15 protein-coding genes and 1 tRNA gene are annotated in these 14,565 nt (G+C 49.4%); 6 read left to right on the forward strand and 10 right to left on the reverse strand.

The annotated features are described in order from the left end of the window. Nucleotides 1-168: 168 nt before the first annotated feature. From K3T82_RS13100 to K3T82_RS13110, 3 genes are all read left to right on the forward strand, one after another. Nucleotides 169-459, forward strand: a complete 291-nt coding sequence (locus tag K3T82_RS13100) for a hypothetical protein (protein ID WP_220193888.1) — start codon at nt 169-171, stop codon at nt 457-459. A gap of 647 nt (nt 460-1,106) precedes the next feature. Then, entirely contained in the window at nt 1,107-1,472 is a 366-nt protein-coding gene (locus K3T82_RS13105) for a CHAP domain-containing protein (protein ID WP_236031298.1), read from the forward strand. 311 nt (nt 1,473-1,783) lie between these two features. Continuing rightward, nucleotides 1,784-1,957, forward strand: a complete 174-nt coding sequence (locus K3T82_RS13110; RefSeq protein ID WP_220193889.1) for a hypothetical protein — start codon at nt 1,784-1,786, stop codon at nt 1,955-1,957. Between the two features lie 8 nt (nt 1,958-1,965). Here the strand turns inward: K3T82_RS13110 and K3T82_RS13115 are convergent, their stop codons facing one another. After that, a complete protein-coding gene (locus K3T82_RS13115) occupies nt 1,966-3,180 on the reverse strand; it encodes an IS110 family RNA-guided transposase (protein WP_220193890.1) in 1,215 nt (404 codons plus the stop codon). 364 nt (nt 3,181-3,544) lie between these two features. On the opposite strand from K3T82_RS13115, the gene K3T82_RS13120 reads away from it, so the two are divergent. Then, nucleotides 3,545-3,617 (forward strand) — tRNA-Arg (locus K3T82_RS13120). A gap of 356 nt (nt 3,618-3,973) precedes the next feature. Then, on the forward strand, nt 3,974-4,417 hold the full coding sequence (locus K3T82_RS13125; RefSeq protein WP_220193891.1) for a helix-turn-helix domain-containing protein: 444 nt from the start codon (nt 3,974-3,976) through the stop codon (nt 4,415-4,417). 20 nt (nt 4,418-4,437) lie between these two features. On the opposite strand, the gene K3T82_RS13130 is transcribed toward K3T82_RS13125, so the two are convergent. Then, the gene (locus K3T82_RS13130) at nt 4,438-4,767 is read right to left on the reverse strand and encodes a phage holin (protein ID WP_220193892.1); all 330 of its coding nucleotides are present in this window, start codon (nt 4,765-4,767) and stop codon (nt 4,438-4,440) included. 30 nt (nt 4,768-4,797) lie between these two features. Continuing rightward, a complete protein-coding gene (locus K3T82_RS13135) occupies nt 4,798-5,841 on the reverse strand; it encodes an N-acetylmuramoyl-L-alanine amidase (RefSeq protein ID WP_220193893.1) in 1,044 nt (347 codons plus the stop codon). Nucleotides 5,842-5,930: 89 nt separating this feature from the next. Here K3T82_RS13135 and K3T82_RS13140 point away from each other — a divergent pair, with 89 nt between their 5' ends. Next, nucleotides 5,931-6,107, forward strand: a complete 177-nt coding sequence (locus K3T82_RS13140; RefSeq protein WP_220193894.1) for a hypothetical protein — start codon at nt 5,931-5,933, stop codon at nt 6,105-6,107. On the opposite strand, the gene K3T82_RS13145 is transcribed toward K3T82_RS13140, so the two are convergent. The 7 genes from K3T82_RS13145 to K3T82_RS13175 all read right to left on the reverse strand — a co-directional run bounded on the left by K3T82_RS13145 (nt 6,104) and on the right by K3T82_RS13175 (nt 14,557). After that, a complete protein-coding gene (locus K3T82_RS13145; RefSeq protein ID WP_220193895.1) occupies nt 6,104-6,400 on the reverse strand; it encodes a hypothetical protein in 297 nt (98 codons plus the stop codon). The two genes, K3T82_RS13140 and K3T82_RS13145, sit on opposite strands and share 4 nt — an antisense overlap. Before the next feature lie 196 nt (nt 6,401-6,596). Then, nucleotides 6,597-7,721 (reverse strand): hypothetical protein, encoded by a 1,125-nt coding sequence (locus K3T82_RS13150; protein WP_220193896.1) that lies wholly within the window; start codon nt 7,719-7,721, stop codon nt 6,597-6,599. 686 nt (nt 7,722-8,407) lie between these two features. Beyond that, nucleotides 8,408-9,952 carry a hypothetical protein gene (locus K3T82_RS13155; RefSeq protein ID WP_220193897.1) on the reverse strand — a complete coding sequence of 515 codons (1,545 nt, stop codon included), beginning with the start codon at nt 9,950-9,952 and terminating at the stop codon, nt 8,408-8,410. Between the two features lie 3 nt (nt 9,953-9,955). Beyond that, on the reverse strand, nt 9,956-12,919 hold the full coding sequence (locus K3T82_RS13160; RefSeq protein WP_220193898.1) for a phage tail tape measure protein: 2,964 nt from the start codon (nt 12,917-12,919) through the stop codon (nt 9,956-9,958). Continuing rightward, nucleotides 12,919-13,059 (reverse strand): hypothetical protein, encoded by a 141-nt coding sequence (locus K3T82_RS13165; protein WP_220193899.1) that lies wholly within the window; start codon nt 13,057-13,059, stop codon nt 12,919-12,921. Before K3T82_RS13165 ends, K3T82_RS13160 begins: the two co-directional genes overlap by 1 nt. Before the next feature lie 107 nt (nt 13,060-13,166). After that, nucleotides 13,167-13,586 (reverse strand): hypothetical protein, encoded by a 420-nt coding sequence (locus K3T82_RS13170; RefSeq protein WP_220193900.1) that lies wholly within the window; start codon nt 13,584-13,586, stop codon nt 13,167-13,169. Continuing rightward, on the reverse strand, nt 13,586-14,557 hold the full coding sequence (locus tag K3T82_RS13175; RefSeq protein WP_220193901.1) for a phage tail tube protein: 972 nt from the start codon (nt 14,555-14,557) through the stop codon (nt 13,586-13,588). The genes K3T82_RS13170 and K3T82_RS13175 overlap by 1 nt, the downstream gene beginning before the upstream one ends. Nucleotides 14,558-14,565: the final 8 nt, after the last annotated feature.

Raw genomic sequence — 14,565 nt, forward strand, 5'->3', positions numbered from 1 at the left:
ACCCCTTTTCATGCCACTTATAGAAAGAGGCTATGATATGAACCGTGCTACGTCTGGATCATGCATTGTACAATAGAAGGGAGCGAATATTTTGCTGTGTTCATTGTTGTCATGGGTAGCAAAAGGCCTTATAATCAAGAGAAATTGCGCTTTATTAGAGGGATGCACATGCCGAAACAAAAAGTTACCAACGTTACCAACGCACTGCAAGAACAGGCCTCAGACAGTGATAAAGTACTCACCGAGAGCGTCAAAGCTATTTATCCTGCTTGGCCGAGCTCCCGTCCGGGTCCCCGTTCAACGCCCCCACTTGCAGGTATGAAGCCCGTCAATCCGCTGCGCCGAGAGCAAGTTGCAGAGGTTGCTTACAATCAGGAAACCGGTGAGCCTGAATCTCGTCCTACTTCCGAGGAGAAAGCTTCACCTTTCATACATAAGAAGCCCAAGCAGCGTCTCTAATTGAGCGTGCTCAAGATCCTTTAAACAGAAAAAATCGCTTGTCTTTTATAGCTTATCGAGCATAATAGGCAGGCGATATTTTTATTGCTGATGTGTGCAAGTATGTATAAAGTTCGAGATCCCCTATAAATACGTATTCCTGGGAAAAATGAGCGAGGAATAGACGTGCTTCTTTTGGCACGTCGGCATATCGGTATTTATTTTTACAAGTTGCGATGTATAGTATTTTTAGGCAGAGAATTCCAACCTGAGCGGGTTAAAAATATGCAGCTGCATATAACGCGTTTGAAGGGATCTACAAACTATTGCAGGGGTCTGCAAATTGCCTAAAGAAAAGAGGATACATTGCAATTACAGCGGAAAAACTGGGATATTACCCGGTCATCTATGATACATATAATGGTTAAAGTAGGAGCGACGGCGTTACTGGTTGTTTGTTCAATAGCTGTGGCTCTGTGTCTAAATATGCAAGACGCTCAAGCCACTACTGCTTCCCCATATCAACCTGGAATTGCTAAAATCGCTCAAACTAAATCACAATCGAGTGAACAGCCATATTTTCAATCTCTGGACCTGGATCATGAGGATGGAGATTTTGGAATAGAGAGACCCCATCCCCCCAAATTGAGCGCCCAAACAAGCCAGATATCGATGACTTTCAGGATTATAACAGCTTCCCCTTTGGCACATGTACCTGGTATGCCGATAATCGTTTTCACGAACTCTACGGCTATTTTGTTCCCTGGCATAATAACGCGATGGCCTGGCAGTGGGCTACTCGCGCGGCTGAATATGGCTGGGACGTCTCCGCTACACCATCAGTAGGATCTATAATTATACTTCAGAGTGGTGTACAAGGTGCGGGTAGCGCGGGTCATGTTGGGATAGTGGAGCGAGTGCTTGATGATGGATCAGTCATTGCCAGTTCTATGAACTGGTGGCCCAATCCTGCAGCCGTATCTTATCAGCGCTATCAAACGGGCCAGGGAGTATCATTCGCTAAGCCTTCATAATGACCATACCTTATTATGTCGAAATGAGACCCCATGCATCTATGAATCAGGGATCGCATGAGCCTTTATCACGCGATCCCGCTTCCCTCCAAAGCGTCACTTTGATAGCGATATTATAATGGATTTCTTCACTTGTGCTAGAGGATTGAACGTTTTTTGTTTTACTATCCAAGGCCAGAGAACATGGAACATCCCGAATGTTGAAGGGATGAGATGGCAGAAAGAACCCCCCTGAGAGAAAGACTCTCTATGTCAAGTCCTCAAATGATCAATGTGAAACCAGGCAACAATTGAGAACAGGAGGAAGAACGATGCTTCCAACACGGCATGAAGGAGTGTACCACGTCGCTCAGGCGCGTCAAGCCGCTGCGCTTTCCTTGACACGCCTGAGCTTGCGTGGTCAAAAAAAGGCATGCCGAGTTGAAAGGCAAAAACAGGCCCTGTTTTGCCTGGGAGGCGCGAGTGTTTCGTTTCTCTGTGGTTGATTCAGCCCTCATGCCGCACGAGGCGCATGCTGATGTCTAGCGTGTTCAAAGATCGCAGGCTGGTAGGCTTCTCTTTTGAGCCACAGCGCAAAGAGAATGCGGACCCAGACATTGGCCAGCGCACGGACAGCAACGCTGTGACTTTTGCCTTCCCGACGTTTGCGCTCATAGTACTCGCTAGCCCAGGTTTCGGTCTGGATGCTTTGCCAGGCAAACTGCTGCAGCACATTGCGCAACGGCTTGATGCAGGCATAGCGCCGATGCGGCTTGGCATAGTTGCCACTTTCATAGGGGACTGGCGAGGTCCCAGCCAAGGCTTGCAAACTGGCCGCACCTTGATAGCGCGAGCGATCATCCCCAATTTCTGCCAACAGTCGTGGGGCAATCCGCTTGCCTGCACGAGGCAGCTTGAGAAAGAGATGACTGTCAGCATGCATCAAAAAAAGACGCTCGATCTCCTGATCATAGGCGGCAATCGCTTCCATCACAGGCTGCAATTGACGAATCAGAGCGATCAACAAACGCGATTTGGTCCTGCATGTCACGTCATCGGCAGCCAATTGGGGTTGATGCACCTGGTTCACAATCGAGGCCGCGGTCTTCTTTGGCGTTGGATGCCCAGCGCTTTTCAACACTTCAGCAATCGCTTCACACGAAGCGTTCATCGCCTCCTGCGGGGTCGGATAGGCGAGCAAGAAGTGCAAGGTCGAAGGTTGCTGCACCTTGGTAAACAGGGTGAGCGCAACCGGATAGTAGGCTTTGAGACAAGCGGTCAGTTGATTGACCAGGCGGGTTTGCATCTGGATCAAGCCATCTTGATCGCGCGTCAAGGCTTTGAGTTCGGCAATCAAGGGGCTATCGGGTTCCAGTCGCCGCAGATCAGCCAACTCCGATCGGCCGTGTTTCGCCAGCAGATAGGCATCAATCTGGTCCGTCTTGGCTCCCGATGCCGAGCGTTTGCGATCCACCGTTTTGGGGTTGACTGGATAGACGGTAAACCCAGCTTCCAACAAGTACGTAATCAACAAGCCACGAGTGGTCTCAACAATGCAGGCCAGTTCGGCCTTGTGCTCTGGACCACAGATGGCTGTCAGGCGGTTGGTCAGCTCGTCGAGGCCTTTCGAGGTGTGCATGACCCGAAACGAAGTGAGTTTTTGCCCTCGTTCATCGAGGACAAGAATGTCATGATGGGTATCTGCCCAATCGATTCCTGCAAACCACATACGCAGGCCCTCCTGCTGAAACAACGGCTCCTGGTGAGGCGAGAGGGTCCTTTTACTGCGGCGCTCACGGCGCGACTCTCCAATGATTCGTTTTCCAGGAACCCAGGAAGGCGAAGAGCGATCTTTCTCAATTGGTCAAGCCACATGGGGAAACGAGTCTTTCGCCTTCCAGATTCGAGCGTTCATATCAGCAAGTGTACTGCTTGCTGTGGCCTTGTGTCGAGAAGGCCTGCTAGTAGTTTACTGTAAAAGTTTACTGTAAAAGGGGAAAAGCTAGTGACAGGATTAGATACATGGTCAGCTGTGATGGGAGGTGCAAAGGGGATTGAAGTATGATTGACGAGTATGGTATGATTGGAGCGTTGGGGGTGTAGCTCAGTGGATAGAGCGTCGGTTTCCTAAACCGTGCGTCGGAGGTTCGAGTCCTCTCATCCCCACTTTCCCTACCTAAAACCGCCTGTAGAGTCTGCTCAGTAACTACCCCTACGAAACCGACTTTTGATCTACACCCCTTAAAATGACTCATAACTCATCGCCGGAACATCATAACTCATAGCCGCATAGGGTATAACCGATCAACTAGAAACGGACTTTCCACTTTTTAGTGTACCACTTTCCGAATTTTTAGCACACTAAAAGAACTCACTGAAGTACGGTTAGTCTACTGTTGACATGTCGTTACCTTATCAGGTACAATTGTCCGTGATGAGCAAGGTAAATAGCTCAACGAAATGACTCCACAGTAAGACCACCTCACCAATCTTATCATATCGGGAGAGAGAAAGAGAAGTACATGGGAGTTATACCACAGTCGTCGCGTAATTTTTCTGAAGAGGTAAACAATGCTTGGGAGAGCTACCTTAACACCGGACTTCAGAAGCGCGGCATTACAAAAGAGAAACTCGCGGAGGAGCTAGAAAAGTCTCAGACTTTTATTTATAGCTTCTTCCAGGGTCCGTATAAGCGTCTTGGCTTATTTGACACCGCTCAAGTGTGCGATGCCTTGAATCTGGATGTAAATAAGTTGTTGCAGATTGCTGGATATAGACCCGAAGAACTTGAGTCAAACGGCAGATATGACTTGAACGACCCGCGTTTGCAGGAACTTGATATGCTCGCACCTACCGTTATGTCCTTGCCGGATGAGGATTATAACAGCATTATAAACGTTCTCCGGGGCTACCTCGCTGGCGTAACAAAAAGTGAGTCCTCCTACCGCCGCAGAGCGCAGAAGTAAGAGGACAAAAATCGTTTAAGTTACGCTTGAGGCTTGTCTTTGTTAATTTCAAAAACAACTGCTTCAATCAGGGATTCGACGATGGAACTAGGTACATTGATGTGTGCGGCCTTGAGAAGAGTCTGCAATAGTGCAACTGCTTCTGCTCTCTTCTCCGGGCCTTCCAGCCCCTTACACTGCTGCTCTACCTGCTTCACAGCCACCTCAACAAGCTTCTCAGCATTTGCTCTCTGAGCACTTGGCAGCTTCTCAATTAAGAGCTTGAACAGTGCGCCAGCCGCCGAAATGACGAACGGGACAACGATAGCCGCAATAAGTTGAATCTCAGCATCAGTTAGTTGAAAGTTCATGTATGGTTTCCTTTTCGTAATTAGAGGGTATTAATTGCCGTTTGAAGAGAGGCGACGGTTTGTTCGAGGGCCGCTTTGAGGGGGGGCATGATCAATACCTTGCGCCTGGGTAAGCTGCTGTTGCAGAGCGGCTAATTGCTGTTGCAGTGTGGCTACACTCTGTTGCTGTGCGGCAACTTGATCTTTGAGGGCTTTGTTATCCGTCTGCGCCTGCGTCACAACATCCTGAGCAACTTTGATCTGATCGAGGTAGGATTGAAAGAGCAATTTCTTCGCAAGGTCAGAGGTGAGTTTTATAACGTAGACACCGTTGCTATCTTTGACACCAGGATTATCGTCTACGTTTTTCGGGTCATACGCGAGGATACCGCTCTCAAATCGCTGCCACCTAACACCATTGTCTTCTGTGTGTACAACCGTCACAGGCAGGCGTAGAGCGCCGTCTGAGTGCCTATAGTAACTGAGAAACGGCTCTCCGATAGTGATACCATTTGATTTACATTTCCAACTGTTACCAGCCTGCTCAAAGTGAGCACTTGCAAAGGCGTCGGTAAGATCAAGCATGTCATCTACTCCTAAAGCAAAAAGTTCATTCCAGGGGAAGGGTCCGGGGCATCGTGAGCGGTTTACGGGGTCGGTACTGAAGTGACCAGTGATACCACCGTTTGAGTTGGCTTGGTGAAAGGGGATGTTCCAACGCACACAGATTTCTTTAATGAGTTTGAAGGTAGCGGCTTTTTGTGCGTCGGTAAGCTGGTCTGAGTTATCCGTGTGTGGTTTAACATGTTCGATTGAGATCGTTGCCCAATTTGGGTTACCGACTGAATACCACCATGAGTCTGCGCCGCTAGTGATCGGGCCATTTGCCCATGCCGCGTATTGCTCATCAACACACTGAACTACCGTGCCATCCTGACCCACAACATAGTGCGAACTAACTTGTGAGGAAGACTGAGCAAAGTAGTTACCAACCTGCTGAGCGGTGGTGAAGCCTGCCGTGCCATGACAGATAATCCATTTCGGTTTCCAGCCGTTTCGAGACATATAGTTCGGGCTAGGAATCCAGATAGCCATGAGGAAACCTTTCTTGAGGGGAGACTGAGGGGGATTGAATTGCTGTGCTATAATTGCAAGCAAGCAACTAAGCATAGAAGGAGTCGGTTATGACAACCCAGGAAGTCATTCACTATCGCACGGATTTCTGGAAGACAGCACCGCAAAAGTTTCGGAAGGATTGCGACAAGAAACTAAAAGAGGGTTGGAGGCTGGTTAGCAGCACCATAACCGATGCATTTCTAGGGAGAGCCAAGCAAATTACAGCAATCTATGAAAAAGATTAATGTGGGAGGCGATCAAGGAGGGAGAGGATAGAGATAAGGATGCTTAACCCGGTCGTGATGTAGAGTACAATCTTCTGCGTTGTACCCATGACTTGCGCCTCTAACTTGTCTTGTGCCTGCTTACGTTCGGTTCGCTCGCGCTCAAGGTCTTTTTCAAGTAACTCTACTCGTTCTTTTCGAGCAAAGTCATTGTTAAGACTCTCGTAGATGCGGTCTAGCTGGTCTTTGAGTGGACTTACAACGTCTTGTACGATCTGGCGAAAGTCGTTATAGTCGTTTATTTGTGGTGACACTGCTTTACTCCTTAAAGGCTCACGAATGTTGGACGAACGACTATAGGGACCACACCTTGATTCGATGCTGCCAGAGCCACGCCGATTGACAGTACAGATTCGCCTGTAGCGACCGCTCTCACTCCGCCTTTTCCATCAGAGCACACATACGCGCGCGCCTTGATGTCAGAATCAGTCTTTACGAATACTCGTCCGGCTAGAGCCGTTGCTTGCGCGAGGGGTTTGTCAGGGTCGTAATCTTCCCCATGCTCGGTACGTTCCTTGCTCCCATACAGAAACCAGGGATGTTTGAGATAGTCATAGCCATGTTACAGGCGTCGTGTGTGCATCTCTGTACTGCCGGGGTAGATTCGGGGTCAGAGGAATCAAGTGGGTAGTTGTATGCAGCATCTACAGGACAGACAATAGTACCCGGCTCATACTCCTGGTCTACGCGATAACATTCTGCAACGTCGAAACCATCGAAACCCGTTCCATTGTTGTCATACGTTAGACCTCCGATAGTGAAGTTACCGTTAGCGCGAGCTTCGGCAAGCCTACCACCGTTATTTCTCAGTCCGATACCGCCCGTGCCAGTGTTCTTGATAACGAACACAGAGCTACTTCTGGTAAATTCTCCAAACTGTGTGTTATTGCCGTTTCTGAGGTTGATTCGCTCGCCTGCTGCACGCATCACAATGATGCCTGATGATTGGTTGGTAATATATAGATCGGGGCCAGTTCCACCAGCAACCGCGCCCATCCACAAGGTATTAGGTGCTTCTCCCTGTGACGATGTTCCATTGAACATAACCGCGCCGTTTGCGCCGGGAAGCATCAGGCTACCACCGAATGAACTATGAGTTGGAATAAGCGCACCGAGAGAGGTATCAGGTAAGGCGTCTGTGTAGGTCGTGGTCGTGTTATCGTTGAGCGTAGTCACTAAACCCATGTTCGTGCCATTGCCGCCTACGGGTGTACGGTAAATCTTGCGTTGTACCGTTCCTGCTGGTCCTATTGGAATGGCTGATAGAGCTACCTGCTTCTGTGTAGAAGTTGTGTTGACGGTTGAAAAGTTGCCTATAATCTCACCACCATCACCAGATACAAAAGATACACCGTACTGATATGTCCCCTGGTTTAGCCCCGTACTAGCAGTAATAAGCGTCAGCACAGGCGCGGCGGGAAGTGTGGTTGATATTGGTGTGAGATTGAGATTGTGCTTGATCTTTACGACCTGATCGGACATGAGACCAGTCAATAAATCAAGAAAGTCATTAAACCAGGATGCCTTAACTAAATTCTGAGGGTCGTTTCCGTTTATTCTTCGAGTGAGAGGCATGATATGTCTTTCTAGATGTTTACGATGGTGATAGTGGCGTCTATTGCGAGGTCAGAGTTAACGGATGTGTGATCGTAGCCGATAACGAGGTGGTTGTGGAGGTTTCCCGTGCCTACTGTGTTTGTTTCACTTAGGCCGATTGATGCGATGTAGACTTGCGCCATAGTCGCAGTGAGATAAAACTGAATCGTCCATTGACCAGGACCAGGGGAATAGCCAGCTACAGACGTAGCCCGGTTTCCTGGGTCTCCAATGGGGTCGTATTGTGCTTCAGAAGCGATTGATGCGAGCGTGTCGTTAATTGTTACTTGTCTGCATACAGTGTCACCGCCTAAGTGATTGTAGATCATCGGCGCGGAGAGTGTGTATACATAGTAGGGAGAGACGAACGCGACAGAGGTAAAAGTGACAACCTCTTGCGAAGCAGTTCCGGGGAAAGAACAAGCTGTGTATCACCATTCTGGTCAATCGGCTGGTCCACAGATACCAGAGATGTACCACCAAGCGCGTCTATGCCAGATATAACAGCATGTGTCGTATTGATAACGAGGTTATTTGCAATATAACCACCGCTCACCGCGCTAGCTAAGCCTGTTAGACCGTACTCCGTGAAAAGGTTGTGGTTCTCTACTACTGTGTGCCACTCGTCACCATGCCGTTCTCTAACACGCCAGTTGCACGCGAGATCAAGACGTGATCGAGAAGAATCCGGGGTAGGCGTCGTGTCCATCATTCTGTGGGGTGTCTCTTGCATAGTAGCCGCCAAATGGTTGTGACTTTGTTGTGACTGTGAATGAGACATTGAAGTTTTCGTTGTCTGTCTCTGCAATCACCGGAGCAACTTGCTCAACTGAGAGGGTGTCTATGGGGGTGGTGTGTGCAACGGCAAGCTTCACGATGTCAACGAGATTCCAGTTCCATGCACCGAGCGAAATCGTGTATACAAAGTTGCCAGCACCGAGCGGAGCAACGTCTACCTGTTGAACAACGAATGTGCTATGGATTTGTCGTATGTCGTGGTCGATGCGCAGTGTTTGACCTGCTTGTATTCCTGGTTTCCAACATCGAACCTTCATTGTTACAAGGCCATAAGATTGTTGTAGGAGGAGGATACGGCAACGTTGCACAGCCGTTTGAGGATCGATAACGTTTTCGTCGCTAATAACGCCATCGTAGAAGTTTCCGAAGTACGCGACTGATTTGTTATCTGAGAGGACAACTACAAGGGGAAGCTCATATCTGTACTTGGCCTGGATTGTAGAGCCAGCAGGCGGAGCAACATCGAACTCGATTGTTTTCGCGTCAGCGTTCATTAGAGCGTCAGCAGTGCCGCCTTTACTCTTGTAGGTATTCTCCGGGCCATCACCCAGGACGACACCCATGTTAATCTCTTGACCATTGCGATAGCAGTGTATTTTCTGGTCAGAGGCGCGGCGCGGGTAGTATGCGAGCACAAACGTCTTGTTCGTACCGTTTACCTGTGTGCTCAAGTCCTGTAGGTAGTCGTCAGTCGGCCTCTTGCCGCCATAGAAGTAGACCCGGTTTATGATCGAGTTATCATCGAACTCATAGTCGTCTACTGCGAGGTTAAAGCTGTTGAAGAAGTTCGGCGTATTTGAGAGAGAGAATGGTGCCGTAGTGTTCTGGTAGGGGGATTGATAGTAAAACTTCTTGTTCGGGTCAATCCACATCTGAAAGCCTGTGATGTCTGCAATATCCTGAAGGGCTTTCTGAAGGGTGTCGTTCCTGGTCGTTCTGATCGGAAACAGATAGTTCGCTTTAGTTGGAAGATTGGACAGGTCAACCCAAGGCGCGTACTTAGTCAGCACTATCCGGATGAACTGAATGTCTGTCACATTCTCGAAGTTCTCATTGATAACGACGCGCGCTAGTGACTGCCAGTAGTCGTGACATTCTACTGTGGTATAGATGGTCGTTTTTAGCGTAGCGTCTGTGAACTTGGTTGCAAATCCACCGAAGATACAGTTGTTGCTACTGTCATAGATGCGAATTTCGCCTTGCCGTACAAGCGTAGGAGTCGTTACCTTCGTGCCAGCACCAACAGCCTGCGAGATCGGGCCGAGTGTGGACCGGAGCGTACAGGTAGCAGCCCTACCGGAGCCGCCGCCTCCCGTTCCAGCCCCTTGACCCAATGTATTGCTAATAGAGATGGTGGATTCATCGACCTGTTTGGTGATGTCTACGCCTGCGAGGGTTACTCGTAAGCCCATTTGTTACCTCCATGCTCTATTGAGACCGTTCATTTTCAATTCGCCAGTGATGGCATCCATAACTGCGCTTGCGACCGTCTTGCCCTCGACGTTGAGGTTAATAACCGTCTGACCAGCGTTCGGGTTTGTTCCGTAAGCCCCGGCTTGTGCTGCTTGAGCCTGTAGCCGATTGACTGTAGGAGTGACAAGTGCCTGGTTCTTCATGCCAGTAGCGACATTGCCCATAGCGCCAGTTACGAGATATTCATTGTCGTGAATACCTTGCGCAAACATTCGCATCATGTTCGGCATGTAGGTATCCGAGTCAGAGAGTGGCCCCTCTTTCGTAGGAGAGTGGAAACCTATTTTGTCCTTGATGCTCGCAACCGTCGAGTTGATTGCATCGTTGACCCAGGACACACCGTTCTTGATACCTTGCGCGAGCATGGACATAAGGTTCTGACCAGAGGAAAGCGCCCACGACCCTAGACCAGTCAGAGCACTCTTCGCGCTATCGATTGCGCTCGATGCGGCATTTTTCAAACCTCCGCCAGCGTTACGAATGCTATTCATCATCGAGTTAAAGGCATTGACCGCAATTCCAGGCAAGCCAGCAAGTATTGATCGTCCCTGGTTGAGCAGATTGTTAAAATTCGATATAGCGCTATTGACTAGACCCCGGATGAAACCAAGTGCTCGGCTTGGAAGCTGAGAGATGAACTTCACGATGGCATCGCATAATTCTGGTACAATACTATGGCCTACGAGTACATCGTAAAGATGCCTGAAGAAATCAATGAAGCCAGAAACGAAGCCGCCTATGAAGGCAAACACAACTCCAACCAAGCCGCCAAGTATCGCGGCGATATATCCAACCAAGCCACCAAAAACACCAAGGACACCCGCACCCATAGCCTTAAATGCAGCTACGAATGTTGCACCGACTTGCCCCCAATCTCCTCCGGTGAATAAAACCTTGACAGCCATGATGATGCCTTGGAAGAAAAGCAAGCTGCCAGTGAGAATATTGACTACACCGATGATTATGTGAATAACGCCCGTTATTACTGCTCCGACCGTTCCGAACAGGACAGCGAGCGCCAGAATGCCACCTTTAAGCAGGCCGATGAGGACGCCTACAATAATGGCAGCCAGAATTCCGAGAGCCGCACCTATAACCTGAAATGCTGGTTGTGCATCCTTCAGTGCTGAGAGAAGTTCATTCCATGCGGGTACTACTGATGATGTCCAGATTTTTGTTAAGGATTGCCACGCAGTTGAAAATGACTGAACGGCTGTATCTCGGAGCATTGCGAACAACGGAGCAAAGAAGGTGATGATAGGCTGAAGCGCTTGCCCTACTCGCTGAAATGCTCCCTGAAGAGTAGTCCAGTTAAGAGCAGCTACACCTCCTCCACCAGCCAGCAGCATAATACCGCCAGCGACCGCCGCAATAATTCCAATCAACGGACCTAACGCGGCACCTGTAGCTGTAGCGATTGCTGCCAATCCAGCACCTACCACACCAACTACAACCGCGAGACTCGACAACACTAAGCCGATGAGTATGAATACGCCTACAGCGAGCGTGAGATTTGGGTTTGTTTGTCGAACCACGCCAAGAAAGTCATTCAAGGAGGACATCATACCCTTTAATCCATCCGTGAACGGCTTACCTGCGCCAGCAGCTATTGAGGTCAGTGTCGATTTCAGAGCTTCAAGCGTACCTTGGAAGGTATGTGTTGCTTCGTTCGCATCACGCGCCGCTCCGTCCATATCCCTAAAATCTGTTACACCCTTCGAAAGCTGCTCGAAAATTTGCTTTGTTTTTTCCGGGTCGTCTGCGAAGATTTGCAGAGCCTTACCACCACGCACACCCATGAGGTTGTTGATGGCATTTAGCTGGTCCTGGGAGTCGCCAATTTTCTCGATCTGAGGTAACAGGATGTCAAGAATGCCCTTCATGCCCTTAAATTCACCGTTGGCGTCAAACAGGGCGTTCTTCAGAATTCCAGCCTTGACTGCCCATTCCATGAAAGACTCGTCCGTTTTAATGACATGGAGTTCTGTGGCCTGCTTGTACATGGCTTGCAACGACCGGGTAGAACCATCAAACTGCATCGGAGCTTGACCAGCCGCCCATGCCGCCGCATTCAATTTGTCCTCAAACTCTTGGAATGCCGGGGTGACGTTCTGTACAGTGATGATTCCCAGGTTCGCCAGTTCTTGAGCCGCCTTATTCGTAGGCGAGGCCAGAGCACCAAGCATGTAGCGCAACGCTGTACCAGCTTGAGAGCCAGAGAGACCAGCACGACCGAGAATATCAAGGGTAACAACGAAATCTTGAAATGACAAACCAGTTGTATGAGCCTGCGCGCCTGCGGCCTCTAACGCTTGCGTCATTTCGGCTGTGCTTGGAATACCATGATGCAAGGCATACGAGAGCATATCGGCATAGTCGCCTGCTTCGCTTGTCTTAGCCTTGAACATATCCATTGCAGAACCAAGCAAGTTAGCAGCAGGAACCGGGCCTGTCTGGATACTTTCACCTAGATCAACTACAGCCTTGCCCATACCGCCGATGATTTGCTCAGCAGTAAAAGCATGTTGACCGAGAGCAGCGAAAGCTTGCGAGATTTCGGTGGAGGAATAGATCGACTGGTTGTCTAGCTCTGTCAGCGTAGCGCGCATCTCATCGGAATGCTCACGAGCACCGTCAACGGAGAGCGTTACATTGAGCATCGCCTGTTCGAGTTCGGACGACGAATCGACGACAAAGCCAAGTGCATCGGAGAATACTTTGAAGTCAATAGCGCCGCCAGCAGCTACAGCCGCCCATTGCTTCACACTATCCTGACCCTGTTTTGAGTTAGAGCCAAGCATGTTGACGACTTGGTTGAGGTTTCCGATAGAGGCAGTGAGACCACCCAGGCCAATTGATGCAGTATCTTCGAGATAGACTCGTAAGCCGATTGATGCAACCGACATTATTCATCATCTCCTATTTCTATCTCGACCGTCTCGCGGCTACCACTGGATGAGGGTGCGGCGCTATTCTGCTCTTTAAGCTGTTTCTGCTGGTATGCTCCGATTTCTTCGAAGTAAATCGCTAGGCGCTCAGCTTCCATATCTGAAAGCTCTTTAAGTTGCCGGGGGGACCAACCGAATTGCTCGTAACAGGCTATGCGCCACGCAAAACTACCAGCAGGAACACGAGGGGTTGAGGATTGCTCTATTAGCCCTCTTCTGAGGGACTCTCGAAAAAATCGAGAGCTTCTTCCTGCTTCTGAACCATGTTGAGGACAATAGCTTGAAGCTGCTCCGCGCCATCAGAGAGGAACTTACGAATGGTATCTTTTGTGATAGGAACAGTCTTACCAGATTGGCGGTATTTAAACGGCCACGATTTAATCGTGCGTGCGAGGACTTCAACCGCAAACGTTTCTTCATCGATACCAAGAATTGAAATCTTTCCGTCAGGATGGACTTTCATTCGAACGGCTTGCTTCTTCGCGGCCTGTTTATCGTGGAACGAGACACCACGAGCAATGTAGATCGTGACCTTGCGGCCCTTAATGTCTAACTCAACTGGTACGCCGGGATCGTCCTCGTCGTCAAAAAACTCGTCAAAGTAAAAATTTTCCTGTTCGCTCATTAGTTAATGTATTTCTGAACTGTGTTCTGCACATACGCAGATAAAACCGGGTCGCCTGGTAGTGCGAGGGCTGTTGCCTTGGCTTTGACCAAGACATTTTCTTTGCCTAAATCGTGCTCCATGCTGTCGTAGTGGACATTGGGGATGGTGAGGTCTAATTCCTGGTAGTAGTTCGTAGGTCCGTTCTGCGCGATCCTGTCGCCTTTGATGTTGATGTTGATGCTATCGGTGAGCCCCTGTAAGAACCTCTGATAAATCACGTCTGTATCGAATCGTGCCGTGTAGTCCAGCGAGACCGAACGTTCACCGTAGTAAATGACATCGAAGTCAGGGTTACCATCAATCGCGTGCCACAGGTCAAGCTTCTGGCTTAGTTCAAGCTGAAACTCTGAAATGTCCTTCGATGCAGCAGCATTGAGGGTGATCGTTGGGGCGTAGCCTGCGAACGGGCGCACGGTTGAGAAGGTAGGAGTAAAAGATGCTCCCGTGTATTCAATGGGGAAAAGACCCTTGATCGACGTATCGCACTCTAGTAATTTGCCGTCTGAGCTAAACTTCAGCGTCAGCTTTTCGACTGCGCTATATGCCATGTAGTAAATTTTGCTATGGTAGCTCTTAATCAGCGTGAGGGATGGCGGAGTATCAGCCATTTCAATATTATGCTTGTAGACAGTTGGGGCGTTTGTCGCGTCAGGCTGAGAGCTTGTAATAGCACCCATAGCAGCAATGAGGAAGTAGGGGGATGTGTCGTTGTACCAATTACCTTTCGGGTCACAACCTCCTTCACGGGTCGTTTCAACGAAGTTATAGTTAGCGTCACGAGTGCCGCGCTCATCGTCCATGTACTCAGTCTTCTTCGTACCCTTCAAGACGCTTTTCGTTGGGTGAAAAACGGGGGTAGTGAGTTGAGCTGTACCAGGAACGGGTTCAAAATTGAGCGCAAGCCATGACTTTTTAGAGAGAGCTTGCATGTGAGGGG

Origin of the sequence: Ktedonospora formicarum (assembly GCF_016587355.1) — a bacterium.
In the GTDB taxonomy this organism is placed as follows: domain Bacteria; phylum Chloroflexota; class Ktedonobacteria; order Ktedonobacterales; family Ktedonobacteraceae; genus Ktedonobacter; species Ktedonobacter formicarum.